Source organism: Pseudomonas sp. 8_5_2, from assembly GCF_059295255.1.
Window position 1 is genome coordinate 2516255 of the sequence record NZ_CM181238.1, and the last position, 23613, is coordinate 2539867.

The window sequence follows — 23613 nt, forward strand, 5'->3', positions numbered from 1 at the left end:
GGGATCAGGGCACGAAGCGCAGGCTGGAATGGCCCAGCCCGCTCATGCTCAGGCTGATGCGGTCGCCGGCAACCACCGGCACCAGGGGCGCAAGCGCGCCGGAAAGAATGATTTCGCCGCGCCGGAAGGGGATGCCGAGTTCGCCCAGGGTATTGGCCAGCCAGGCCACGGCCGCACAAGGGTGGCCCTGAACGGCGGAACCCAGGCCGCTGCCGGCGGCTTGGCCGTTTTTCAGCAGCTGCATTTCGACCCGGGCCAGGTCCAGGCTGCGCGGGTCGACGCGCTGGGTACCCAGGGCGAACACACCGCACGAGGCGTTGTCGGCCACGGTGTCCTGGATGCGGATCTGCCAGGCATCGATGCGCGAGTCGACGATCTCGAAGCAGGGCATCACCCACTGCGTGGCGGCCAGCACGTCGTCGGCGCTGATGCCGGGGCCGTGCAGGTCTTCAGCCAGCACGAAGGCAATCTCGCCCTCGGCCCGGGGCTGGATCAGCCGGTGCTGGGCCAGGCTCACGGCACTGGCATCCTCGACCTGCATGGCGTTGGTCAGGAAACCGAAGTCCGGCTGGTGGACATCGAGCATTTCCTGCACGGCACGGCTGGTCACGCCGATCTTCTTGCCCACCACCTGCTCACCCAGCGCTTCGCGGCGCTGCAGGAAGGCCAGCGAAATGCGGTAGGCCTGGTCGAGGGTGATGGCCGGGTAGCGGCGGGTCAGCGGCGGCAGGGTCTGGCGGCCACGAAGGGCATTGAACAGCTCGTCACCGAGCGCGGTGATCAGGTGGGCGTCCATGGCGGGGTCTCTGCAGTGGAAAATGAACAGACAGGGAATAAAAAGGGCCGGTTCGAGTGTGCTGAGGCCGGCCTGAGAAAAGCGTTGTTCAGCCCACCCACACGCTGCTGTCGGCGCCACCGTCGACGTCGATGATTTTGCCGCTGACCCAGGCCGATGCGGGGCTGGCCAGGTACAGCGCGGCGGCGGCGATGTCTTCAGGTGTGCCCAGGCATTTGAGCGGGGTGTTGGCTTCCATGCTCTGGCGCATCGCGGCGGGCATCACCCCACTGAGCGCGGCGGTCAGGGTGGGGCCGGGGGCGACCGCGTTGACCCGCACCTGGGGCGCGAAGTCCTGGGCCAGCAGCCGGGTCAGGTGGCTGAGGGCGGCCTTGGCGGTGCCGTAGGCGCTGAAGTGGCGCTGGGCGTAACGCGCCGCCACCGAGCTGATGTTGACGATGTTGCCGCCGCCGGCCTCGCGCATCAGCGGCACGCACAGCTGGCAGAACGCGTAGGCGCTGGACACGTTGAAGCGCAGCACCTCGTCGAACTGCTCGGGGCTGAGGCTCAGTGGGTCGTTGGGGCCGCCGCCGCCGACGTTGTTGACCAGGTGGGTGATGCGCCCCAGATGCTCGTGGCTCTGGCTGACCAGTGCCCGGCGCTGTTCGCTGTCGTTGACATCACAGGCGAAGGCCAGGGCGTTGCGGCCCATGGCGCGAATTTCCTCGGCCACCCCTTGCACATCGTCCAGTGAGCGGGCGGCGCAGACCACATCGGCGCCGGCCTCGGCATAGGCCAGGGCAATGGCGCGGCCGATGCCACGGCCACTGCCGGTGACGATGGCGACGCTGCCGTCGATTCGAAATCGCTGCAGGATACTCATGGCGGTGCTTCCTCAGGGCTGTGGATGGCAACGACTATCGCCTCGCCAACACCCGCCGGCATCGTCTCAACGGACTAGCGCGGCAGGCCCTGCACGCCCCGCAGCGTGGCGGCAAACCCTAGTCCGCATTGACGATGAAGCCTGTCGCGTACCGCCCGATCATCGGCTTCAACTCGCGCAGTGGCGCAGCGAGATCGGGAGAAACCAGTGATGCACAGCTTGCGAGAAAAAACCCAGGAAGAACTCGAACTGATCGAACGTGCGCGGCGCCTGGTGCCGCTGCTCAAGGAGCGTACCGCGCAGGCCGACCGCGACTTGCGCATCCCCGACCAGACCATCGCCGAGCTGCAGTCGGCCGGCCTGCTGCGCGCCCTGCAGCCACGCGCCTTCGGTGGCTATGAAGTCGACCCGCGCACCTTCTTCGAAATCCAGATGATCCTCGCCGAAGGCTGCATGTCGACCGCCTGGGTGTACGGCGTGATGGGCGTGCACCCGTGGCAGGTGGCACGCTACCCGGTGGAGGCACAGCGCGAGGTGTGGGAACACGACCACAACGCGTTGATCTCCTCGACCTACATGCCCTCGGCCAAGGTCACGGTGGTGCCGGGTGGTTACCGCATCAGCGGGCGCTGGGGGTTTTCCAGTGGCAGCGAGCACTGCCAATGGGTGCTGCTGGGCGGCATACTGCCCGCCGACGGCGACTTTGCCAGCGAGCACGGCACTTTCCTGCTGCCGCGCGCCGACTACGGCATCGAGCCAAACTGGGATGTGCTCGGCCTGCGCGGCACCGGCAGCCACGACATCGTGGTCGAGGACGCGTTCGTGCCGGCACACCGCGTACAGCGCACCAACAACTGGCAGATCGAGGCCACGCCGGGGCGGCTGGTGAACACCAATCCGATCTACGCCATCCCCTTTGCCCAGGTGTTCTCCCGGGCGGTATCGACCTCGGCTATCGGGGCCTTGCAGGGCGCGATCAACACCTTCCGCGACAACGCCGCGCAGCACATCGGCAAGCACGGTGCGCGCACCGCCGACGACCCAGTGGCGCAGACCGCCGTGGCCGAGGCGGTGATCACTGTCGACTGCCTGAAGCTGGTGCTCGAACGCAACTACGAACACCTGATGCGCCTGGCCCGCGCCGGCGAGTATCCAGACACCGAGACGCGCCTGCTGTACCGCTACCAGTCCTCCTACGTCACCAACATCTGTGCCGAGCGCGTCAGCGACCTGCTGCGCAGCATGGCTGCGTCCGGCCTGTACAACAGCAACCCGGTGGCGCGCCTGTTCCGCGACCTGCACCAGGCCCGCGGGCACATCGCCAACAATTTCATGGCCTACGGCCGCAGCTTCGGCGCGGTACAGCTGGGCCTGCCCAACCCGGACCCGTTCGTATGAGTGACTACCTGGCCTTGCGCGTGGCGCGGGTGGTCGAGGAAAGCGCCGACGCCCGCTCCCTGGTGTTCGAGGTGCCGGAGGCCCTCAGCGAGCGCTTTCGCTACCAGCCAGGGCAGTTCCTGACCCTGCGCGTGCCGTTTGACGGCGGCTGGCTGCCACGCTGCTATTCGTTGTCCAGCACGCCGCTGCTGGACGAACCGCTGCGGGTGACCGTAAAGCGGGTGCGCGACGGGCGTGCCTCCAACTGGCTGTGCGATGCCCTGCAAGAAGGCCAGACCCTGCAAGTGCTGCCCCCGGCCGGGGTGTTTGTGCCGCGTGACCTGTCGGCAGACCTGCTGCTGTTTGGCGGCGGCAGCGGGATCACCCCGGTGATGTCGATCTTGCGCTCGGCGCTGCTGGCCGGGCAGGGGCGCATCCTGCTGGTGTACGCCAACCGCGACCAGCAGTCGGTGATTTTCCGCGACGAGCTGCGCCTGCTGGCGGCCGTGCACCCGCAGCGCCTGCAGGTGGTGCACTGGCTTGATGCATTGCAGGGCATTCCGCTGGCGGGGCAGCTGGCGGAGCTGGCGCGGCCGTTCATCGATGCCCAGGCGTTCATCTGCGGGCCAGGCCCGTTCATGGACACCGCCGTCGAAGCCCTGAAGCAGCTAGGCATGCCGCCGGCAAGGGTGCATGTGGAGCGCTTCGTCTCGCTGCCTGGCGAAGGCGACGCGCCCACCAAGGTCGCAAGTGACGCGGCCGTGGCCGCGCAGCTGGCGGTGCGCCTGGATGGCCAGGAACACCAGCTGGCCTGCGACAGCGGCGAAACCTTGCTGGACGCCATGCACCGCGCCGGCCTCAACCCGCCCAGTGCCTGCCGGGTAGGGGGCTGTGCCTCGTGCATGTGCACCCTCGAAAGCGGCGATGTCGAACTGCTGCACAACGATGCCCTGGATGCCGGCGAGCTGGCCGAAGGCTGGATCCTGGCCTGCCAGGCCGTGCCCACCAGCGGGCAGCTGCGTATCCGTTTTCCCGAGTGACGCCGATGAGCGAGCCCCGCATGAATCCAAGTCTCAATCCCACCCCTTCCCGGCAGCCAGCACCTGCCACCATCGCCCGCTTGCTGTTCGACAGCGCCCAACGCTTTGCCGGCCATGCCGCCATCGAGGAAAACGGCATGCGCCTGGACTACGCCGATTTGCCGGACCAGGCGCTGCAGGTGACCCGTGGCCTGATGGCGCTGGGCATACAGGCCGGTGATCGGGTGGGCCTGTGGGCGCCCAACAGCCGCGAGTGGATCCTGGCGGCGTTGGGCATACACTGCGCCGGCGCAGTGCTGGTACCCGTCAATACCCGCATGAAAGGGGTTGAAGCTGCGGACGTGCTGGCGCGCAGTGGCTGCCGCGTGCTGTTCGTGCAGCAGCGTTTTCTGGAAGTCGATTACCCGGCGCTGCTCGCTCCCCACCGGCCAGCGACCTTGGAGCACCTGGTGGTGTTCGACGGCGCCGGGGCATTGCCCGCGCACGATCTGAGCTACAGCCAGTTCCTGCGTGGCGCCGCCACCATCGAGAAACTCACCGCCGAGCGGCGCGCCCTGTGCATCGGGCCCGAAGCGGTCTGCGACCTGCTGTTCACCTCGGGCACCACCGGCAAGCCCAAGGGCGTGATGAGTGCCCATGGGCAGAACCTGCGCGCCTTTGGCGAATATGTGCGGGTGCTGGGCCTGGGGCCGGGCGACCGTTACCTGATCGTCAATCCGTTCTTCCACGCCTTCGGCTACAAGGCAGGCTGGCTGACCTGCCTGATTGCCGGGGCGACCATCCTGCCGCATGCGGTGTTCGACGCCGAAGCGGTGTTCGAACGCATCGCCCGCGAGCGGGTCACGGTCCTGCCGGGCGCCCCCACCTTGTACCTGTCGTTGCTGGCCCACCCACGGCTGGCCAGCACCGACCTGTCGAGCCTGCGGGTTGCCGTGACCGGCTCGGCGAGCATCCCGCCCAGCCTGATCGAGCGCATGCGCAACCAGCTGGGCTTCAGCGTGGTGACCACGGCCTACGGCCTGACCGAGTGCGGCGGCCTGGCCACCTTGTGCGACCCGCAGGACGCTGCCGAGGTTATCGCCGGTACCAGCGGGCGGCCGCTGCCCGGCACCGAGGTCAGTATCCGCGATCCCGAAAACCGCACCCTGGCGCAGGGCGAGACCGGGGAAATCTGCCTGCGCGGCTTTCACATCATGCAGGGCTACTTCCAGGACCCGGCCGCCACTGCCGAAGCCATCGATGCTGACGGCTGGCTGCACACCGGCGATGTCGGCCGGCTGGACCCGGCCGGCAACCTGGTCATCACCGACCGCCTCAAGGACATGTACATCGTCGGTGGTTTCAATTGCTACCCGGCGGAGATCGAGGCGGCCTTGCTGGGCCACCCGGCCATCGCCCAGGTGGCAGTGATCGGCGTGGCCGATGCGCGCATGGGCGAGGTGGGGTGCGCCTGCGTGGTGCTGCGCCAGGGGCAGCAACTGGACGAGCAGGCGTTGATCGGCTGGAGCCGCGAACGCATGGCCAACTACAAGGTGCCGCGCCAGGTGCGCTTTTTCAGTGCGTTGCCGCTGAACCCTTCGAACAAGGTGGCCAAGAACGACCTGCGTGGGGTGGTTGCCGGGGCCTGAACGCGGTGCTGGCGGTTTCACCAAATGGACGATGTGCGCCCGCGTGCGCTGTTCCAGGCTGCGTCGGCATACCGCAACAATAACAATAAAGGAGAGCAGCATGTCTATGTCGAACCGGCTGGCGCAGGGCGCCGCCAGGGGTTTTGCCGGGCGCGGTTGGTTGGCCATGGCCGTTGGCCTGGCCAGTGGTGGCGTCTGCGCCGGGCCGACCCTGGAGCTGGGCGAGGACACCACCCTGGACTCATCGCTCACGGTCAACTACACCGCCTCGATGCGTACCGCCAAGCAGGCCAGCCAATACCTTGGCGACCTCAACAACGATGACGGCACGCGCAACTTCAAGCGCGGCGGGCTGATCACCAACCGGGTCAGCCTGTTCGGCGAATTGCGCCTGCGCCACGACAATATCGGCGCGGTGCTGCGCGGCAGCCACTTCTACGATGATGTCTACCACCAGCGCAACGACAACGACTCGCCGCAGACGGTGAACAAGGTCGGCCGCGCCGATGGCTTCGTCGAAGATACCCGGCGCCTCAGCGGCAGCAAGGCGCGGTTGCTGGATGCCTACGTGTATGGCAACTACCAGATGGGCGACACCCAGTACCTCTCGCTCAAGGCCGGTCGCCACTTGGTGGCCTGGGGCGAAAGCCTGTTCTGGGCCAACATCAGCCAGGGCCAGGCGCCGGTGGATGCCACCAAGTTCAACGTCCCGGGCACCGAAGCCAAGGATGCCTACCTGCCGGTGGGCCAGGTATCGTTGTCGTGGTCGCTGAACGAAGACCTGGCGCTGGTCGGGTTCTATCAGTACGAGTGGGAGAAGACCCAGCTGAACCCGGTGGGCGACTACTTCGGCAGCGACACCTTCGGCCCGGGTGCCGAATTCTTCCGGCTTGGCGCCGGGGTGATCGACAGCTTGTCGGACAAAAGCTTCACGGCGGTCAACTATGCCGGTGAGGTCAAGCCGCGCGACAGTGGCCAGTGGGGCATGGGTGTGCGCTACCGGGTCACCGAGAATACCGAGGTGGGGCTGTTTCACTACCGTTACCACGAGCGCGTCGGTTCGCTGTTTTTCGACTTCACCGGGCAGACCCGCTATTCGTCGAACGCGCGCATCAGCCAGCGCGCCAATACCGATGCGGCGCCCGCCTACCGCATGGGCTATTTCGAGGATGTCGAGCTGACCGGGGCCAGCTTCAGCTCCAAGGTCGGCGATGCCGTGCAGTACGCCGGTGATCTCAGCTACCGCGATGGTGCGTCGGTCTACCTCGACAACGGCGCCCCGACCACCGGGCAGATCTGGCAGGGCAACCTCAACGCCTCGTACATCCTCGGGCCGAGCCTGCTGGCCCAGCAGACCACCTTCATGGGTGAAGTGGTGCACCAGCACATTGCCGGTGTCGACACCTTGGTGGTGACCGGGGGCGGGCCGGGCGTGGATGGCCGGTTCGACAATTTCGAATCCGCCACCCAGACCCGTGGCTCGACGCTGCTCGGGGTGGGCGCGTACATGGATTACCCGTCCATTGCCGACGGCCTCGACCTCACCACCCGGGTGGTCTGGCAGCAGAACGTCAATGGCAGCGCCTACCAAGGCCTGGGCCGTGACGAGAAGCGCCTGACCGTGGGCGGTGATTTCAAGTACCTGGGCAACTTCCAGGTGGGCCTGACCTATGTCGCCTACCTCAGCTCCCCGGATGTCGCCCAAGGCCGCCTGTTGGCCGACCGCGACTATGTGTCGTTCAACGCCAAGTACACCTTCTAGCCCAAGCCGAGGATACCGTTCGCCATGAACCCGACCACGCCTGCATCGCCGTTCCGCCCCGTCAGCATCGGGCCGCTGACTCTCAAGAACCGCTTCATCAAGGCCGCCACCAACGAAGGCATGAGCACCCAGGGCGTGCCGTCGCGGCAGCTGGCCCAGTTGCACGGCAACCTGGCCGCAGGTGGAGTTGCCTTGACCACGGTGGCCTACTGCGCGGTCAGCCGCGATGGCCGCACCTTGCCCAACCAGTTGATCCTGGAGCGTGCGAGCCTGCCGCACTTCAAGGCCCTGACCGATGCCGTGCACCGTGAGGGCGGGCTGGCCAGTGCGCAGATCACCCATGGTGGCTGCTTCACCTTCATCCGCGAGCGCTCCACTGCCAGGCCGTTGTCGGCCAGTGGCGGCTTCAACAAGATCGGCATGATGAGCGGCATGTTCCTCAAGCAGGCGATGAACGAGGCCGACATGCAGCAGGTGGTGCGTGATTTTGCCCAGGGCGCGCGGCTGGCCCGCGAAGCCGGCTTCGATGCCGTGGAAATCCACATGGGCCATGGCTACCTGCTCAGCCAGTTCATATCGCCGTTGTACAACAAGCGCCGCGACCAGTACGGCGGCAGCCTGGAAAACCGCCTGCGCTTCCCGCGTCGGGTGTTGCGCGCGGTGCTCGATGCCGTCGGGCAGGAGCTGGCGGTGATCTGCAAGTACAGCATCACCGAAGGCGTGCGCGCGGGTAACAGCGCAGAAGACGGTGCCAGGATCGCGCAGATGCTGGAACAGGAGGGCGCACATTTGCTGGTGCTCAGTGCCGGCATGAACGCCGAGTCGATCACCACCATGTTCGGCTCGTCGTTCCCCAAGGAGAACCGGGTGCAGCAGAAGAACCCGGTGATTGCCCTGGCGATGGCGATCCAGCGGCGCATGGACCCGGTTGTCGAGTTTCGTGAGCTGTACTTGCTGGAGCATGCGCGCAAGGTGCGGGCGGCGGTGAAGATGCCGCTGGCGTACCTGGGCGGTGCCAAGAGCCTGGCCAGCATCGAGCAGGTGATGGCTGAGGGGTTCGAGCTGGTGGCGATGGGGCGGGTGCTGATTGCCGAGCCTGATTATGTGAACAAACTGGCCAGTGGGGCGAGTTGCCAGTCAATTTGTACTGCGTGTAACCGGTGTGTGGCGATGATGTACACCCCGGGGGGGACCTCGTGTGTGTTGGGTCGGCCGGGGGATGCGCGCTTGAATAGCGAGCCGGCGGGGGTGGTTTGAGATTTGGTTAGGCGGTGGGTTTGGCATTCAATTATCAGCGCCTGTGGAGGTGTCCGCCACCACATCTTCAGCGTCTATGAGATCGAGCGCCGCGCGGGCGGCGCTCGATTTCACAGGCGCTGAAGATGTGGCAGCGAACACCTTCACAGGCGCTGAACATGTTGTGGCGGACACCTACACAGGCGCCAAAAACTCAAACGCGGGCACCCCCATCAACCATGCTGCAAAAAATCCACACAGCTACGGTTGAATAGCTCGCGGTGCTCCACCTGCACCCAATGCCCACACCGGTTCAGCACAATGAACCGCGCCTGCCGGGCACCATCGATGATGTACTGGGCGCCACTGACCGGGTTGAAATGATCGTTGCTGCCCCAGAACCCGAGTATCGGGCATTCGATTTCCCCCAGCCGCGCCCGCATGTTCGGCACCAGCATGGTGCTGAACAGGTTCTTCGGCTGCGTCTGCGCCACCGCCACCCGCTCCAGCAGCAGTGGCTCAGGCAGGATCGAGTCATCGAACAGCTGCAGGCGCATCATGCTGCGCATTTCCTCCAGCCCGATCGGGCCGGCGTTGAATACATTGACCATGTGCACGATGCCAGGCATCTGGAAATAGGTTTCGCGCTCCTCCACACCGCCCGGTGCCAGCAACACCAGGCGTTCCACCAACTGCGGATGGCCCAGCGCCAGGCCCAGGGCAATGGCACCACCCAGCGAGTTGCCCAGCACGGTGCAACGGTTGACGCCGATCTGCTGAAGAAACGCCGCGACACACTCGACGAAAAACGCCAGCTCGTAACGCACATCCTCAGGTTTGTCCGAACGGCCGAAACCGGGCAGGTCGAGCAGGATGTTGCGGTAGCCGGCCGCCGCCAGCACCGGGTAATTGCCCTTGAAATTGCTGAAGCCGCTGGCCCCCGGGCCGCTGCCGTGCAGCCACAGCACCACAGGGCCGCTGCCTTCATCCAGGTAGTGCAGGCGCAGGCCGTTGGCCAGGGTTGTGTAGTGCCCGGTGGGCAAGGGCACGTCGACAGGCTGATTCATGCTGTTCTCCAGGTTGCGCAGGTTTCAGGGTTGCATGCCAGGCGGGCCGCCACGCCGCCTGAAGGGGAAAGCCCGGGCCAGCCCGGCATGCGTCATCCGATCCTGGGCTGCGCCGGCAATGCTCACATCGTCCGTTCAGACCAGCCCGGCAGTGGGCGTTAGTCCTATCGGACGATGTGAGCCCGTGCCCGGCAGCCAATGATGGGGCGCACTCACGCGCTTCAACCAAGGAGAACGCTATGAAACTGCAAGACAAGGTGGCATTCGTGACCGGCGCCGGGCAGGGCATGGGCCAGGCCATCGTGCGCCGGTTCGTTGCCGAAGGGGCCAAGGTGGTGGCCGTCGACCTCGACCAGCCGGCCCTGGCCGCTGGCCTGGCCGACCTGGGCGAGCAGGTACTGGCGCTGGGCTGCAACGTCGCGGACGCAGCGTCGGTGGCAGACGCCATGGGCCAGGTCGAGGCACGTTTCGGCGGCCTCGACATCGTCGTCAACAATGCCGGTGTCGGTGCCCTGGACAGCTTTTTGGACACCCCCGACGACAGCTGGGCGCGGGTGATCGGTGTCAACCTCGGCGGTACTTTTCTGTGCTGCCGCGAAGGCGCACGGCTGATGCTCAAGGGCCAGCGCCAGGGGGTGCTGATCAACCTGTCGAGCACCGCCGCACTGACCGGCGAAGGGCCAAGCCACTACTGCGCCTCCAAGGCTGCAGTCATGGGCCTGACCCGCTCGATTGCCCGTGAACTTGCCGCGCAGGGTATCCGCGTCAACACCCTGGTGCCCGGCCCGACCAACACGCCGATGATGGCCGGCATCCCTGAAGAGCACATGCAGGCGCTGCTGAAGAACGTACCGTTGGGGCGCATGTGCGAAACCGACGAGATCGCCCGCGTAGCGGTGTTCCTCGCCAGTGACGATGCCAGTTTCATCACCGGCCAGAACATCGCCGTCAACGGCGGCATGGCCTTTATCTGACAGGAGAACAGCTGATGAGCAGACGTCTGCAAGACAAGGTTGCATTCGTTACCGGCGCCGGCTCCGGGATTGGCGCAGCGACGGCGCTGCGCTTTGCCGAAGAAGGCGCGCTGGTGGTGCTGTGCGGGCGCCGCGCGCAACCGCTGGAGGCGGTACTTGAACAGGTTGTGGCCGCGGGCGGGCGGGCCGAGGTGGCGGTGGCCGATGTCAGCGACGAGCAGGCCTATGTTGCCGCGCTGCAGGCCACCGCCCAGCGTCACGGGCGCCTGGACATCCTGGTCAACAACGCCATGGCCTACACGTGGGGCGGCATCGACAGCATGACCACCGCCGACTGGCACGCCAACTTCACCACCACGGTGGACGGCACGTTCTGGGGCACCCGCACCGCCATGCAGCTGATGCAGGGCAAGGGCGGTTCGATCGTCAATATCGCCTCCATCTGCGGGCTGTTCGGCACCGCCTGGATGGCCGGCTACTCGGCGGCCAAGGCGGCAGTGATCAACTTCAGCCGGGCTGCCGCCAGCGAAGGCGCAGCGCACAACATACGCTGCAATGTGATCATCCCGGGCGTGGTCGATACCCCGGCCACCGCCGGCATGCTGGGCGACGCCCGCGCCCGCGCCAACACCGAAAAGGTCATCCCCATGCGCCGGGTCGGCCAGCCCCACGAACTGGCCAATGCCATTCTGTTCCTGGCCAGCGACGAGGCGTCCTACGTGACCGGGGCCAGCCTGGCAGTGGACGGCGGCCGGGGTTCGGACCTGTACACGGTGCTGGAATGACCAGCATGGACAGCAGCGCCTTGCTGCAGCGCATCGACCGCCTGGAGTCGCTGGACGCGATCCGCCAGCTGGCCGGCAAGTATGCCCTGGCCCTGGACATGCGCGACATGGACGCGATGGCCAACTGCTTTGCCGAGGACGTGCGGGTTGGCCGCGACAAGCAGGGCCGCGCGCACCTGAAGGCCTGGCTGGACGAGACCATGCGCAAGCAGTTTCACGGCACCTCGCACCACCTGGGCCAGCACATCATCGAGTTCAGCGACCCCGACCACGCCACGGGTGTGGTGTATTCGAAGAACGAGCATGAAACCGGGCCGGAGTGGGTGATCATGCAGATGCTCTACTGGGACGACTACGAGCGTATCGATGGGCGCTGGTGTTTCCGCCGGCGCTTGCCGTGCTACTGGTACGCCAGCGACCTCAACAAACCGCCGATCGGCGGGCTGAAGATGCGCTGGCCGGGCCGGGAGCCGTACGCCGGCAGTTTCCACGAGCTGTTCCCGTCGTGGGATGCGTTCTGGGCCCAGCGCCCGGACAAGGACGCGTTGCCGCAGATTGCCGAGCCGGCGCCGCTGGAAGGGTTTCTGGCAGGGTTGCGGCGCGGGGCAGGGGACCCGAAGATCAGGGTCCGGTAAGGCGCTGCAAACCGGCGCCTTCGCAGCCTGCCGCGAAGGCGCCGGCTTGTGGATCGTTCAGCGGCTGCGCGGTTCGCGCGGCATGCCCAATGCCCGCTCGGCAATCACATTGCGCTGGATCTCGTTGCTACCGCCGTAAATAGTGTCCGAGCGGGTAAACAGGAACAGCGACTGCAACCGGCTCAACCTGTATGGCGCCGCTTCCAGCACCTCGCCGGCGTCGCCCAGCACGTCCATGGCCAGCTTGCCCAGCTCGGCATGCCAATTCGACCAGGCCAGCTTGTAGATCATCGCCTCGCGGCCGAGGTTGCCATCCTGCGGCCCCGACAGCATGCGCAGCGAGTTGTAGCGCAGCACCTTGAGCCCTGACCAGGCCTGGGCAATGCGCTGGCGCAGCAGCGGGTCGCCAGCGGCGCCATTGGCCTGGGCAATGCGCATCACTTCGGCCAGCTCGTTGTGGAACTGCATTTGCTGGCCAAGGGTGGATACGCCACGTTCAAAGCCGAGCAGGGCCATGGCGATCTTCCAGCCTTCCCCAGGCTGGCCGACCAGGTTGTCGGTTGAGGTCTGCGCCTGGTCGAAGAACACTTCGTTGAATTCACTGGTACCGGTCAGTTGCACGATGGGCTGCACGCGGATCTGCGCTTGCGCCATCGGCACCAGCAGGAACGACAGGCCATGGTGGCCAACGCTGCCGGGCTCGGTCCGGGCCAGCACGAAGCACCAGTCGGCTTCGTGGGCGAGCGAGGTCCAGACCTTCTGCCCGCTGATCAGCCAGCGCTCGCCTGCCGCATCGAGGCGGGCGCGGGTCTGCACGTTGGCCAGGTCCGAGCCGGCGCCTGGCTCGGAATAGCCCTGACACCAGAACTCGCGGCCCTCGCGTATACCCGGCAGCAGGCGCTGGCGTTGCGCGGGCGTGCCGAATGCCGCCAGGGTCGGCCCGACCAGGCCTTCGCCGATATGGCCCATGCGCCCGGGGCCGCCGGCCCTGGCGTACTCTTCATGGAAGATCACCTGCTGGCTGATGCTCAGCCCCCGGCCGCCATCTTCGGGCTGCCAGCCGACGCCTACCCAGCCCCCTGCGGCCAGCTCCCGCTCCCACGCTTTGCGTTCGTTCGGGAAGCTGTGCTCGTCGCCGGGGCCGCCGCGAAAGCGCAACGGCGCGAACTCACCCTGCAAATGCGCGGCCAGCCAGCCGGCGATCTCCTGGCGAAAGCTTTCATCTGCACTGCTGAAGCCGATTTTCATGCGTGTTCTCCGAACAATTGCGCGGCCAGGCGCTCACGGTGCCAGGCCGGGGTGCCGAGCATTTGCTCGCTGGCCCTGGCGCGCTTGAAGTAAAGGTGGGGGTCGTATTCCCAGGTGAAGCCGACACCGCCGTGCAGCTGGATCGACTCGGCTGCGCAGTGGAAGAACGCTTCGCTGGCGTGGGCCTTGGCCGTGGCTGCGGCGGCCAGCAGCTCGCTGCGCACGGCCGGGTCGCCATCGGCCGCCAGGCATTCACGGGCGACGCAGGCGGCATACCACACCGCAGAGCGGGCGCACTCCACCTGCAGCATCATGTCGGCGCAGCGGTGCTTGATGGCCTGGAAGCTGGCAATCGGGCGGCCGAACTGGCGGCGTTCGCTGATGTAGGCCAGGGTCAGGTCCAGTGCTTGCTGGGCGCCACCAAGCTGTTCGGCGGCCAGGCCGATGGCGCCGATGCGCTGGGCATCGCGCAGCAACGGCCAGGCCTGGCCTGCTGCGCACAGCAGGTGCGCGTCGCCGAGGTGAACCTGGCGCAACTCGATGCACGCCAGCCGGCGCGTCTGGTCGAGGGTGGGCAGGGCAGTGCGCATCAGGCCGGGGGTGTCGGCCGGCACGGCAAACAGGCTGATGCCCTGTTCGCCGGTGCTGCCAGGGCTGCGCGCCGGTATCAGCAACAGGTCGGCCTGCGCGCCATCGATGACCTGGGCATGGCTGCCGTGCAGCCGGTAGCCGTCGCCATCGGCCACGGCCTGCACCTGCACCCGCGCGGGCTGCAGCGCGCACGCCAGGGTGGCGCAGGCCTGGCCAGCGGCAATGGCGCCCAGCCAGCGCGCCTGCAGCGCCGGGTTGTCGGCCAGCATCAGCGCCGGGGTGGCCAGGCAGCTGGTGGCAAACAGCGGCGAGCCGAGCAGAAAGCGCCCGCATTGCTCCTGCAGCACAGCCAGCTCGACAAAACCCAGGCCCATGCCACCGCAGGCTTCGGGGACCAGCAGGGCGGGCCAGTACAGCTCCTGGCCGATGCGCCGGCACAGTTCGGGGTCGTAGTCGTCGGCACGGCGCAGGGCCGCGCGCACCGCCTGCGAGTCGCTGGCCTGGGCCAGAAACCGCTCGGCGCTGTCGCGAATCATCAGCTGTTCGTCGGTGAAAGCGAATTCCATGGGTGGGTCTCTGTGGGCGGATGGATGCACCCCGTGCAGCCCGGGCAGCACAGCGGCCTCATGAGTCTATGCAGGCGCCGGATGGCGCCGAATCACTGAAACGGACTAGTCCGCCAGCCCGGCGCAGCGCGGCGGCTGCGTAGTCTCAACGGACGATGAGCGCTGGCGCGGGGCTTAGCACAATGTTCCCCAGGCAACGACTTGAGCCAGGAGGAACCCGGGCATGATCGACATTCGCGGTTTGAGCTACTTCGTCTCGCAGATCGAGAACCTCAGCCAGTGGCAACGCTACGCCGAAGATGTGCTGGGCATGCAAGTGCACGCGGCACCTGGCGGCGGCCTGTACGTGAAGATGGATGAGCGCCCGTTCCGCATGCTGGTGGTCGAAGGTGACGCCCCGCGCTACCTGGCCAGCGGCTGGGAACTGGCCTCGGAGCAGTCGTTCGTCCAGGCCCTGCAACACCTGGAGCGCCGCGGCGTGCAATGGCAGGCGGGCACCGACCAGGCCATCGAGCAGCGCGGTGTGCAGGCGCTGGTCACTCTCACCGACCCGTCCGGCAACCAGCATGAGCTCAGCTGGGGCCATCGCTCCGACTGCCAGCCGTTCGTGTCCCCACAGGGCGTACCGCGCTTCATCACCGGGGACATGGGGCTGGGCCACACGGTGCTGCCTGCGCCGCAGTTCGACGCCACCCTGGCATTCGCCAAGGACGTGCTCGGCTTCGGCCTGTCGGACATCTTCAACTTCCGCCCCGACCCGTCGGCCCCGCCCGTACGCATCCACTTCCTGCATTGCCGCAATGCCCGCCACCACAGCCTGGCCCTGGCCGAGTACCCGGTGCCGTCGGGCTGCGTGCACGTGATGGTCGAAGTGGACTCGATGACCGAGGTCGGCCGTGCCCACGACCGCCTGCAGGCCCACGGCGGGCAGCTGTCGGCCACCCTCGGCCAGCACTTGAATGACCGCATGACCAGTTTCTACATGAAGACGCCGTCCGGTTTCGACCTGGAATACGGCTATGGCGGGTTGCAGGTCGACTGGGCCGAGCACTCGGCCTTCGAATTCACCCGCGTGAGCATCTGGGGCCACGACTTCTCGGTCGGGCAGCAGCAAGGAGCAACATCATGACCCTGAACAAACAACTGACAGCCGCCGATGCCGTCGCCCAGTTGCGCGATGGCATGACCATCGGTTTTGGTGGCTGGGGGCCACGGCGCAAGCCGATGGCGATTGTCCGCGAAATCCTGCGCTCGTCCGTGAAGGACCTGACTGTGGTCGCTTATGGCGGGCCCGAGGTAGGCATGCTGTGCGCTGCCGGCAAGGTGCGCAAGCTGGTGTTCGGCTTTGTCACCCTCGACGCTATCCCGCTCGAGCCGTACTACCGCAAGGCCCGCGAGGCCGGTGAACTGGAGTTGATGGAGCTGGACGAAGGCATGTTCCAGTGGGGCCTGCGGGCGGCCGGCATGCGCTTGCCGTTTTTGCCCACCCGCTGTGGCCTGGCCACCGACGTGACCCGGCTCAACCCGGCCCTGAAAACCGTGTGCTCGCCCTATGACGACGGCGAGCTGCTGCTGGCGATGCCGGCATTGAACCTGGACGTGGCGTTCTTGCATGTGAATGTCGCCGACCGCCTGGGCAACTGCCTGGTCACCGGCCCAGACCCGTATTTCGACCACCTGTTCGCCCGCGCCGCCCAGCAGTGTTTCGTCTCGTGCGAGCGGCTGGAAGAGCGCCTGTCGCTGGATGCCGAGCAGGCCCGCGGCAACACCTTCGAGCGCTACCTGGTCACCGGCGTGGTGCATGCCCCGCTGGGGGCTCACCCGACCTCGTGCCCATCGGACTATGGCTGGGACCTGGAGCACCTGAAGCGCTACGTGGCCAGCAGCCAGGAAGAAAACGGCTGGCAGCAGTATGTCGAGGCCTGCGTGGCGGGTGGCGAGCTGGCCTATCAAGCGCACAACGGCGGTGCCGCGCGCATGGGCGCCTTGCCCCTACCTGTGTTCTGAGGAGTGCCAAGCATGTCTGCTACCTGTGATTTCACCCTGGCCGAGCTGATGATCGTGGCCGCTGCCGAAGCCTGGCGTGGTAATGGCGAAGTGATCGCCTCGGGCCTTGGCGTGATTCCGCGCCTGGGCGCCAGCCTGGCCAAGCTCAGCCATAGCCCGGAGCTGTTGATGACCGACAGCGAGGCGTTTCTGGTGGAACAACCCATCCCGCTGGGCCCGCGTGGCGAGTATGTCGCCCGCTACAGCGGCTACCTGTCGTTCGAGCGGGTGTTCGAGTGCGTCTGGGGCGGCCGCCGCCATGCGATGATCGGGCCGACCCAGATCGACCGCTGGGGCCAGACCAACCTGTCCTGCGTCGGCGACTACCACAAGCCCAGAACCGCCATGCTCGGTGTGCGCGGGCTGCCCGGCAACAGCATCAACCACCTCAATTCGTTCTTTGTGCCCAACCACAACACGCGGGTGTTCGTCAGTGGCGAAGTGGACATGGTCTCGGGCGTGGGCTTCAAGGCCGACCGCTGGCCGCAAGGCGCCCGCCGTGACCTGATGGACATTCGCCGGGTGGTCACCAACCTGTGCACCCTGGATTTCGAAGGCCCGCAGCGCGCCGTGCAGGTGCGCACCCTGCACCCAGGCGTGAGCTTCGATGAAGTCCAGGACAACACCGGCTTCCCGCTGCTCAAGGCTGCCCAGCTGTGCGAAACCGCGCACCCCAGTGCCGAGCAGCTGGAACTGATCCGCCACCTCGACCCCCATGGCCTGCGCGCGGCAGCGGTGAAGGGCAACCCACCTGGCATTCGCCCGGCCTGAGGATGTGAGCATGCACAGCAGCGACAGCCAGTTCGTCAGCCGCGAAGACAACGCGGTCTATGAAACCCAACACCCGGTGCTGTATGCGGTGGCCGACGGCATTGCCACGGTCACCCTCAACCGCCCTGGTTTCAACAACGCACAGAACTCGCAGATGACCTACGCCCTGGACGCCGCGCTGCGCCAGGCGGTGGACGACGACAGCGTCAAGGTGATCGTTCTGCGCGGCAACGGCCGGCACTTTTCCGCCGGCCATGACATCGGCACGCCCGGGCGTGACATCAATCGCCCGTTCGAACGCGCGCAGCTGTGGTGGGACCACACCAACAAGCCGGGCGGCGAGCAGCTGTATGCCCGTGAGCAGGAGGTGTACCTGGGCATGTGCCGGCGCTGGCGCGAGCTGCCCAAGCCGACCATTGCCATGGTGCACGGCGCCTGCGTTGCAGGCGGGTTGATGCTGGCCTGGGTCTGCGATCTGATTGTCGCCAGTGACGATGCGTTCTTCCAGGACCCGGTGGTGCGCATGGGCATTCCGGGGGTCGAGTACTTTGCCCACCCCTACGAGCTCAACCCCCGTATCGCCAAGGAGTTCCTGTTCTGCGGCGACCGTATGAGCGCCGAGCGCGCCTACCAGATGGGCATGGTCAACCGCGTGCTGCCGCGCGACCAGCTGGAGTCGGCAACCTACGCGCTGGCGGCCGGCATCGCCCGCCAGCCGCGCATGGGCCTGGCCCTGACCAAACAGGCCATCAACCACGTCGAAGACCTGCAGGGCAAGCGCGCGGCCATGGATGCCGCATTTGCCTGGCACCAGTTTGCCCATGCCCACAACGAGCTGCTGTCGGGTGACAAGCTCGGCGGCTTCGACGCCAAGGGCATGGCCCAGGCCAACAAGCAGGCCGCGCAGCCGGAAGGAGGATGCCTGTGAGCCGCTGGATGCACACGGCGCTGACCGAGGCGCTGGGCTGCCGCTACCCCATCGTGCAGACCGCCATGGGCTGGGTGTCGGACGCCAACCTGGTCATCGCCACCACCCAGGCCGGCGGTTTCGGCTTCCTGGCCGGGGCGACCCTGGCCGCCGATGCGCTGGAGGGCCAGATCCGCAAGGTGATCGAGGCCACCGGCGGCAGCAACTTCGGCCTGAACTTCCACATGTTCCAGGACAACGCCGCGCAGTGCGTCGACCTGGCCATTGCCTACCGCCTGCGCGCCGTCAGCTATGGGCGCGGGCCGGATGCGCAGACCATCGCCCGCTTCAAGGCCGCCGGGGTGCTGTGCATCCCCACCGTGGGTGCGCTCAAGCATGCCCTGAAGGCCGAGCAGCTGGGCGCCGACCTGATCACCCTGCAAGCGGGCGAGGGCGGTGGCCATACCGGCGGCGTACCGGGCACGATCCTGCTGCCGCAGGTGCTGGCGGCGGTGCGCGTGCCGGTGATCGCCGCTGGCGGGCACTCCACCGGGCGCGGCCTGGCGGCGGTGCTGGCTGCCGGGGGCAGTGGCATCGCCATGGGCACGCGGTTCTTGATGACCCGGGAATCGCCCACCCCCGCCGCCACCCTGGCGCGCTACCTGAAGGTGGCTGACCCGCAGCAGGTGCGGGTCACCACCGCAGTGGACGGCATGCGCCACCGCATGATCGAAAACCGCTTCATCAACCGCCTGGAACAAGCCGGGCCGTTCGCCCGCCTGCGCATTGCCCTGGGCAGCGCCTGGCAGTGGAAGCAACAGACCGGCATGAGCCTGGCGCACATGGCTACGGTGTTCCTGCGCGCCCTGCGTGAAGACCCGGCGGCGCTGGCGCAGGTGGTGATGGCCGCCAACCAGCCGGTGCTGCTGCAACGCTCGATGGTCGACGGCCTGCCGGACGACGGCATCCTGCCCAGCGGCCAGGTGGCAGCAGCCATCAGCGACCTGTTGACCTGCCGCGAGGTCATCGAAGGCATCGCCGCCGAAGCCGCGCAGTGCCTCGATGCCTTGCTTGCACGCTGCCCGGAGCACACACCGGCAGCCGTTGCCGACCGACTAGCCCTCACTGGAGAACGTTCATGACTTGCGCCTTTACCACCCAGATCGACCAGGGGATCGCGGAGCTTGTGATCGACAAACCGCCGGTCAACGCCCTGGACAGCCAGCAATGGCACGCCCTGGCCGCGCACATCAATGCCCTTGGCAGCAACCCCGAGGTGCGGGTGATCGTGATCCGTGCCGAAGGGCGGGGGTTCTGCGCCGGTGTCGACATCAAGGAGCTGGATGCACACCCGGAACGCATCGTTACGGTCAATGCCGGCAACTACGAAACTTTCAAGGCCGTGCACCGTAGCCCGGTGCCGGTGATCGTCGCCGTGCACGGCTTTGTGCTGGGCGGTGGCATCGGTATCACTGGCGCTGCCGATATCGTCGTTGCCGCCGATTGCGCGACCTTTGCCTTGCCCGAGGTTGACCGCGGTGCCATGGGCGGCGGTGCGCACCTGCAGCGGCTGTTCCCGGTACAGAAGGTGCGCTACCTGTTCTTCACCGGTGCCAGCATCGGCGCGCCAGAGGCCCAGGCCTACGGCTTTATCGAGCGGGTGGTGCCCAGGGCGCAGCTGCGCGAAACGGCGTTGGAGATTGCCGCCCGCATCGCCGCCAAGAGCCCGGCCATGATCCGCCTGGCCAAGGAAGCCCTGAACGGCATCGAGGACGGCAACCTGGAAGACAAATACCGCTGGGAGCAGGGCTTCACCCTGCAGGCCTACACCAGCCCCGACTCGGCTGAAACCCGTCGGGCGTTCGTCGAAAAACGCGACGCGAAGTTCTGAGGGCACGCCATGCAACTGACCTATACCCCCCAACAGCAAGCCTTCCGCGCCGAAGTGCGCGCCTGGCTGGCGCACAATATGCCGCGTGAACCGCTGGCCAGCTATGACACCCGCGAAGGCTTCGAGCAGCACCGTGCCTGGGAGGCCAGGCTGTTCGAAAGCCGCTGGTCGATGGTGATGTGGCCCGCCGAGCTGGGCGGGCGCGGCTGCGACCTGATCGAATGGCTGATCTTCGAGGAGGAGTACTACGGCGCTGGCGCACCCATGCGGGTCAACCAGAACGGCCAGCTGCTGCTCGGCCCCACGCTGATGGAATTTGGCACGCCCGAACAGAAGCGCAGGTTTCTGCCGCGCATGGCGGCAAGCCTGGACATGTGGGCGCAGGGTTGGTCCGAGCCCAATGCCGGCTCCGACATGGCGGCAATCACCAGCAAGGCGCTGCTGGACGGCGACCATTACGTGATCAATGGCCAGAAGACCTGGTCGACGCGTGCCACCTTTGCCGACTGGCTGTTCGGCCTGTTCCGCAGCGAGCCGGGCTCGGCCCGCCACCATGGCTTGTCGTTCCTGATGGTGCCGCTGAACGCACCGGGCGTGACCATTCGCCCGATCAAGGCGCTGAACGGCAAGGATGCCTTCGCCGAGGTGTTCTTCGACGATGTACGGGTGCCGGTGGCCAACCGCATTGGTGCCGAAGGGCAGGGCTGGCATGTGGCGATGGCCACCGCCGGGTTCGAGCGCGGGCTGCTGTTGCGCTCGCCGGCGCGCTTCCAGCACACCGCCCGCAAGCTGGTGCAGCTGTTCAAGGCCAGCCCGCACAGCGCAGCACGTGACCCGGGGCTGGGTGATGCAGTGATCGACTGCTGGATGGGCGCCGAGGCCTACGCCCTGTCGGCCTACCACACCGTCGGGCGCCTGGGGCGCGGCGAGCAGATTGGCGCCGAGTCGAGCATCAACAAGATCATCTGGTCGGAGCTCGACCTGAAAATGCACGAGACCGCCATGCGCCTGCTGGGCGCTCGCGGTGAACTGCTGGCCGGCGCCAGGCAGGCCGAGGACGCCGCCGGCTGGCTGGAAGGCTTCCTGTTTGCCCAGTCCGGGCCTATCTACGCCGGCACCAACGAGATCCAGCGCAACATCATCGCCGAGCGCATGCTCGGCCTGCCCAAGTAAGGACCAGGCCATGGACTTCACCTTTACCGATGACCAGCTGTCGTTTCGCGAAGCCATCAGCCGTTTCCTGATGACCGAGGCCGCCCCGGAGATGCTCCGCGAGATCTGGGAAACCGACGCCGGCCGCTCGCCGGACCTGCGCAACCGCATCGCCGCCCAGGGCCTGACCGCCTTGTCGGTGCCCGAAGCCGAGGGCGGGCTGGGCATGGACGATGTCGCCTGGGCCTTGATGACCCAGGAACTGGGCTACTACGCCATCCCCGATTCGCTGGCGGACACCGCCTATGTCGCCAGCGGCCTGTTGAGCCGGCTCGACCCACAGCACCCGGCGCGTGCGGCGCTGTTACCCCGCATCGCCGAAGGCAGCCTGCGCCTGGCGATCAGCCACCCGGTCAACCCGTTGGTCAGCGACGCCCAGCTGGCCGAGGTGTTGATCTTGCCGGCCGGCGATGACTTGCACCTGGTGCCGCGAGCGGCGGTGGATGTGCAGGCGCAGCCGAGTATCGATGCCTCCAGGCGCCTGGGTCAGGTCAGCTGGAACCCCACCGCGCAGACCCTGCTGGCCAGCGGTGAGCAAGGCCGCCGCCTGCAAGCGCAAATGCTCGACCGCGGCGCGCTGTCGGTGGCCGGGCAATTGCTCGGCCTGGCCCAGCGCATGCTCGACCTGTCGGTGGACTACGTGGCCCAGCGCAAGCAGTTCGGCAAGCCGATCGGCAGTTTCCAGGCGGTCAAGCATCACCTGGCAGATGTGGCGCGGCAGGTGGAGCAGGCCAAACCCGTGCTGTACCGCGCCGCTCATGGCCTGGCCAATGCCGAGCCGGGTGCTTCGGTGTGGGTTTCGCAAGCCCGGCTGGCCTGCTGCGAGGCCAGCTGGCTGGCCGCGCGCAAGGGCATCCAGGTGCATGGCGCGATGGGGTACACCTGGGAAGTCGACCTGCAGATGTTCATGAAGCGGGCCTGGGCGCTGGATGCGTCGTGGGGCGACCGCGGTTTCCACAAATCCCGTGTCGGTGCCTACCTGTTCGCCGACCACGCCCGGCTTGGGCCCGGGCATACCTTCGAGGAGTGAACCATGCCAGAGGCCTATATCGTCGATGCGCTGCGCAGCCCCACCGGCAAGCGCAAGGGTGCGCTGGCCGAGGTCCATGCCATCGACCTCGGCGCGCATGTGCTCAAAGCACTGGTGGCGCGCAATGCCGTCCCCGCAGAAGACTACGATGACGTGATTTTCGGTTGCGTCGACACCATCGGTGCCCAGGCGGGGGACATCGCCCGCACCAGCTGGCTGGCGGCCGGGCTGCCGCTTGGCGTGCCGGGCACCACCGTGGACCGCCAGTGCGGCTCGTCGCAGCAGGCGCTGCACTTTGCCGCCCAGGCGGTTATGAGCGGCACCCAGGACGTGATCGCAGTGGGGGGGGTGCAGACCATGACGCGCATCCCGATCGCCGCGGCGATGCTGGCGGGGCAGCCATTGGGCTTTGCCGACCCGTTTTCCGGCAGCGAGGGCTGGCGCAGGCGCTTCGGCGCGCAGCCGGTCAACCAGTTCTATGCTGCCCAGCGCATTGCCGAGCACTGGCAGATCAGCCGCGAGCAGATGGAGGCGTTTGCCCTGGAGAGCCATCGCCGGGCGCTGGCGGCCATGGCCAGCGGCCGCCTGGACCGCGAGATCGTGGCCTGTAACGGCTTGCGCGAGGATGAAACCCCGCGCCAGACCACCCTGGCAAAGATGGCCGAACTGCAGCCAGTCGACCCGCAATATCCGTCTATCACGGCGGCAGTGTCGAGCCAGACCTGCGATGCCTCGGCGGCGTTGCTGGTGGTGTCGGAAGCTGCGCTGAAACGCTACGACCTGACCCCCAGGGCGCGCATTCACCACCTGACCGTGCTGGCTGACGACCCGATCTGGCACCTGACCGCACCCATTGCCGCCACGCGCCGCGCCTTGCAGCGCAGCGGGCTGCGCATGGCCGACATCGACCGGGTGGAGATCAACGAAGCCTTCGCCTCGGTGGTGATGGCCTGGAGCAAGGAACTGGACTACGACCCGGCGCGCACCAACGTCAACGGCGGCGCCATCGCCCTGGGTCACCCGCTGGGTGCCAGCGGCGCACGGCTGACCACCACGCTGCTCAACGAACTGGAATGCAGCGGTGGCCGCTACGGCCTGCAAACCATGTGCGAAGGCGGTGGCCAGGCCAACGTGACCATTATCGAGCGCCTGTGACGCGCAGCTTGTCAACCGTATGCAAAGGAGTGGG

At 67.0% G+C, this 23613-nt stretch carries 22 protein-coding genes; 17 read left to right on the forward strand and 5 right to left on the reverse strand.

From position 1 onward, the window contains the following. Nucleotides 1-4: 4 nt before the first annotated feature. Together AC5O5R_RS11585 and AC5O5R_RS11590 are read right to left on the reverse strand one after the other, a co-directional pair. Nucleotides 5-796, reverse strand: a complete 792-nt coding sequence (locus tag AC5O5R_RS11585) for a fumarylacetoacetate hydrolase family protein (protein WP_172222763.1) — start codon at nt 794-796, stop codon at nt 5-7. Nucleotides 797-884: 88 nt separating this feature from the next. Further along, entirely contained in the window at nt 885-1658 is a 774-nt protein-coding gene (locus AC5O5R_RS11590; protein ID WP_172222742.1) for a glucose 1-dehydrogenase, read from the reverse strand. Nucleotides 1659-1868: 210 nt separating this feature from the next. On the opposite strand from AC5O5R_RS11590, the gene AC5O5R_RS11595 reads away from it, so the two are divergent. From AC5O5R_RS11595 to AC5O5R_RS11615, 5 genes are all read left to right on the forward strand, one after another. After that, on the forward strand, nt 1869-3056 hold the full coding sequence (locus tag AC5O5R_RS11595) for an acyl-CoA dehydrogenase family protein (RefSeq protein WP_172222739.1): 1188 nt from the start codon (nt 1869-1871) through the stop codon (nt 3054-3056). Beyond that, a complete protein-coding gene (locus AC5O5R_RS11600) occupies nt 3053-4075 on the forward strand; it encodes a ferredoxin--NADP reductase (protein WP_172222736.1) in 1023 nt (340 codons plus the stop codon). Before AC5O5R_RS11595 ends, AC5O5R_RS11600 begins: the two co-directional genes overlap by 4 nt. A gap of 20 nt (nt 4076-4095) precedes the next feature. Beyond that, nucleotides 4096-5703 carry a FadD3 family acyl-CoA ligase gene (locus tag AC5O5R_RS11605; RefSeq protein WP_172222733.1) on the forward strand — a complete coding sequence of 536 codons (1608 nt, stop codon included), beginning with the start codon at nt 4096-4098 and terminating at the stop codon, nt 5701-5703. Nucleotides 5704-5803: 100 nt separating this feature from the next. Then, nucleotides 5804-7465, forward strand: coding sequence for a DUF1302 domain-containing protein (locus tag AC5O5R_RS11610; protein WP_172222729.1), 1662 nt, complete (start codon nt 5804-5806; stop codon nt 7463-7465). 24 nt (nt 7466-7489) lie between these two features. After that, nucleotides 7490-8722, forward strand: a complete 1233-nt coding sequence (locus AC5O5R_RS11615; RefSeq protein WP_172222726.1) for an NADH:flavin oxidoreductase — start codon at nt 7490-7492, stop codon at nt 8720-8722. A 212-nt stretch (nt 8723-8934) separates the two neighbouring features. Here the strand turns inward: AC5O5R_RS11615 and AC5O5R_RS11620 are convergent, their stop codons facing one another. Then, nucleotides 8935-9768: an alpha/beta fold hydrolase gene (locus tag AC5O5R_RS11620; protein WP_172222723.1), complete on the reverse strand. Its 834-nt coding sequence runs from the start codon at nt 9766-9768 to the stop codon at nt 8935-8937. A gap of 239 nt (nt 9769-10007) precedes the next feature. On the opposite strand from AC5O5R_RS11620, the gene AC5O5R_RS11625 reads away from it, so the two are divergent. Genes AC5O5R_RS11625 through AC5O5R_RS11635 form a run of 3 tightly spaced genes read left to right on the forward strand, consistent with a single transcriptional unit; the run spans nt 10008 to nt 12162 of the window. After that, nucleotides 10008-10742, forward strand: a complete 735-nt coding sequence (locus tag AC5O5R_RS11625; protein ID WP_172222720.1) for an SDR family NAD(P)-dependent oxidoreductase — start codon at nt 10008-10010, stop codon at nt 10740-10742. Nucleotides 10743-10756: 14 nt separating this feature from the next. After that, entirely contained in the window at nt 10757-11527 is a 771-nt protein-coding gene (locus tag AC5O5R_RS11630) for an SDR family NAD(P)-dependent oxidoreductase (RefSeq protein ID WP_172222717.1), read from the forward strand. A gap of 5 nt (nt 11528-11532) precedes the next feature. After that, complete coding sequence (locus AC5O5R_RS11635) at nt 11533-12162, forward strand: nuclear transport factor 2 family protein (protein ID WP_172222713.1); 630 nt, start codon at nt 11533-11535, stop codon at nt 12160-12162. A 57-nt stretch (nt 12163-12219) separates the two neighbouring features. Here AC5O5R_RS11635 and AC5O5R_RS11640 read toward each other — a convergent pair whose 3' ends face one another. Together AC5O5R_RS11640 and AC5O5R_RS11645 are read right to left on the reverse strand one after the other, a co-directional pair. Further along, nucleotides 12220-13410 (reverse strand): acyl-CoA dehydrogenase family protein, encoded by a 1191-nt coding sequence (locus tag AC5O5R_RS11640; protein WP_172222710.1) that lies wholly within the window; start codon nt 13408-13410, stop codon nt 12220-12222. Next, nucleotides 13407-14567, reverse strand: a complete 1161-nt coding sequence (locus AC5O5R_RS11645) for an acyl-CoA dehydrogenase family protein (RefSeq protein WP_172222706.1) — start codon at nt 14565-14567, stop codon at nt 13407-13409. The genes AC5O5R_RS11640 and AC5O5R_RS11645 overlap by 4 nt, the downstream gene beginning before the upstream one ends. Before the next feature lie 223 nt (nt 14568-14790). On the opposite strand from AC5O5R_RS11645, the gene AC5O5R_RS11650 reads away from it, so the two are divergent. From AC5O5R_RS11650 to AC5O5R_RS11690, 9 genes are read left to right on the forward strand one after another with little or no spacing between them, the layout of a single operon-like run. Next, on the forward strand, nt 14791-15696 hold the full coding sequence (locus tag AC5O5R_RS11650) for a VOC family protein (protein ID WP_172222702.1): 906 nt from the start codon (nt 14791-14793) through the stop codon (nt 15694-15696). A gap of 2 nt (nt 15697-15698) precedes the next feature. Further along, nucleotides 15699-16574 carry a CoA transferase subunit A gene (locus AC5O5R_RS11655; protein ID WP_172222770.1) on the forward strand — a complete coding sequence of 292 codons (876 nt, stop codon included), beginning with the start codon at nt 15699-15701 and terminating at the stop codon, nt 16572-16574. Between the two features lie 12 nt (nt 16575-16586). After that, entirely contained in the window at nt 16587-17384 is a 798-nt protein-coding gene (locus tag AC5O5R_RS11660) for a CoA-transferase subunit beta (protein ID WP_172222698.1), read from the forward strand. Nucleotides 17385-17394: 10 nt separating this feature from the next. Further along, entirely contained in the window at nt 17395-18312 is a 918-nt protein-coding gene (locus AC5O5R_RS11665; protein WP_172222694.1) for an enoyl-CoA hydratase, read from the forward strand. Continuing rightward, nucleotides 18309-19433, forward strand: coding sequence for an NAD(P)H-dependent flavin oxidoreductase (locus AC5O5R_RS11670; protein WP_172222689.1), 1125 nt, complete (start codon nt 18309-18311; stop codon nt 19431-19433). The genes AC5O5R_RS11665 and AC5O5R_RS11670 overlap by 4 nt, the downstream gene beginning before the upstream one ends. Beyond that, on the forward strand, nt 19430-20182 hold the full coding sequence (locus tag AC5O5R_RS11675) for an enoyl-CoA hydratase family protein (protein ID WP_172222686.1): 753 nt from the start codon (nt 19430-19432) through the stop codon (nt 20180-20182). Before AC5O5R_RS11670 ends, AC5O5R_RS11675 begins: the two co-directional genes overlap by 4 nt. Before the next feature lie 9 nt (nt 20183-20191). Continuing rightward, a complete protein-coding gene (locus tag AC5O5R_RS11680; RefSeq protein WP_172222681.1) occupies nt 20192-21355 on the forward strand; it encodes an acyl-CoA dehydrogenase family protein in 1164 nt (387 codons plus the stop codon). A gap of 10 nt (nt 21356-21365) precedes the next feature. Next, a complete protein-coding gene (locus AC5O5R_RS11685) occupies nt 21366-22424 on the forward strand; it encodes an acyl-CoA dehydrogenase family protein (RefSeq protein ID WP_494515391.1) in 1059 nt (352 codons plus the stop codon). Nucleotides 22425-22427: 3 nt separating this feature from the next. Next, a complete protein-coding gene (locus AC5O5R_RS11690; protein WP_172287400.1) occupies nt 22428-23579 on the forward strand; it encodes an acetyl-CoA C-acetyltransferase in 1152 nt (383 codons plus the stop codon). The last annotated feature ends 34 nt before the right edge of the window (nt 23580-23613 follow it).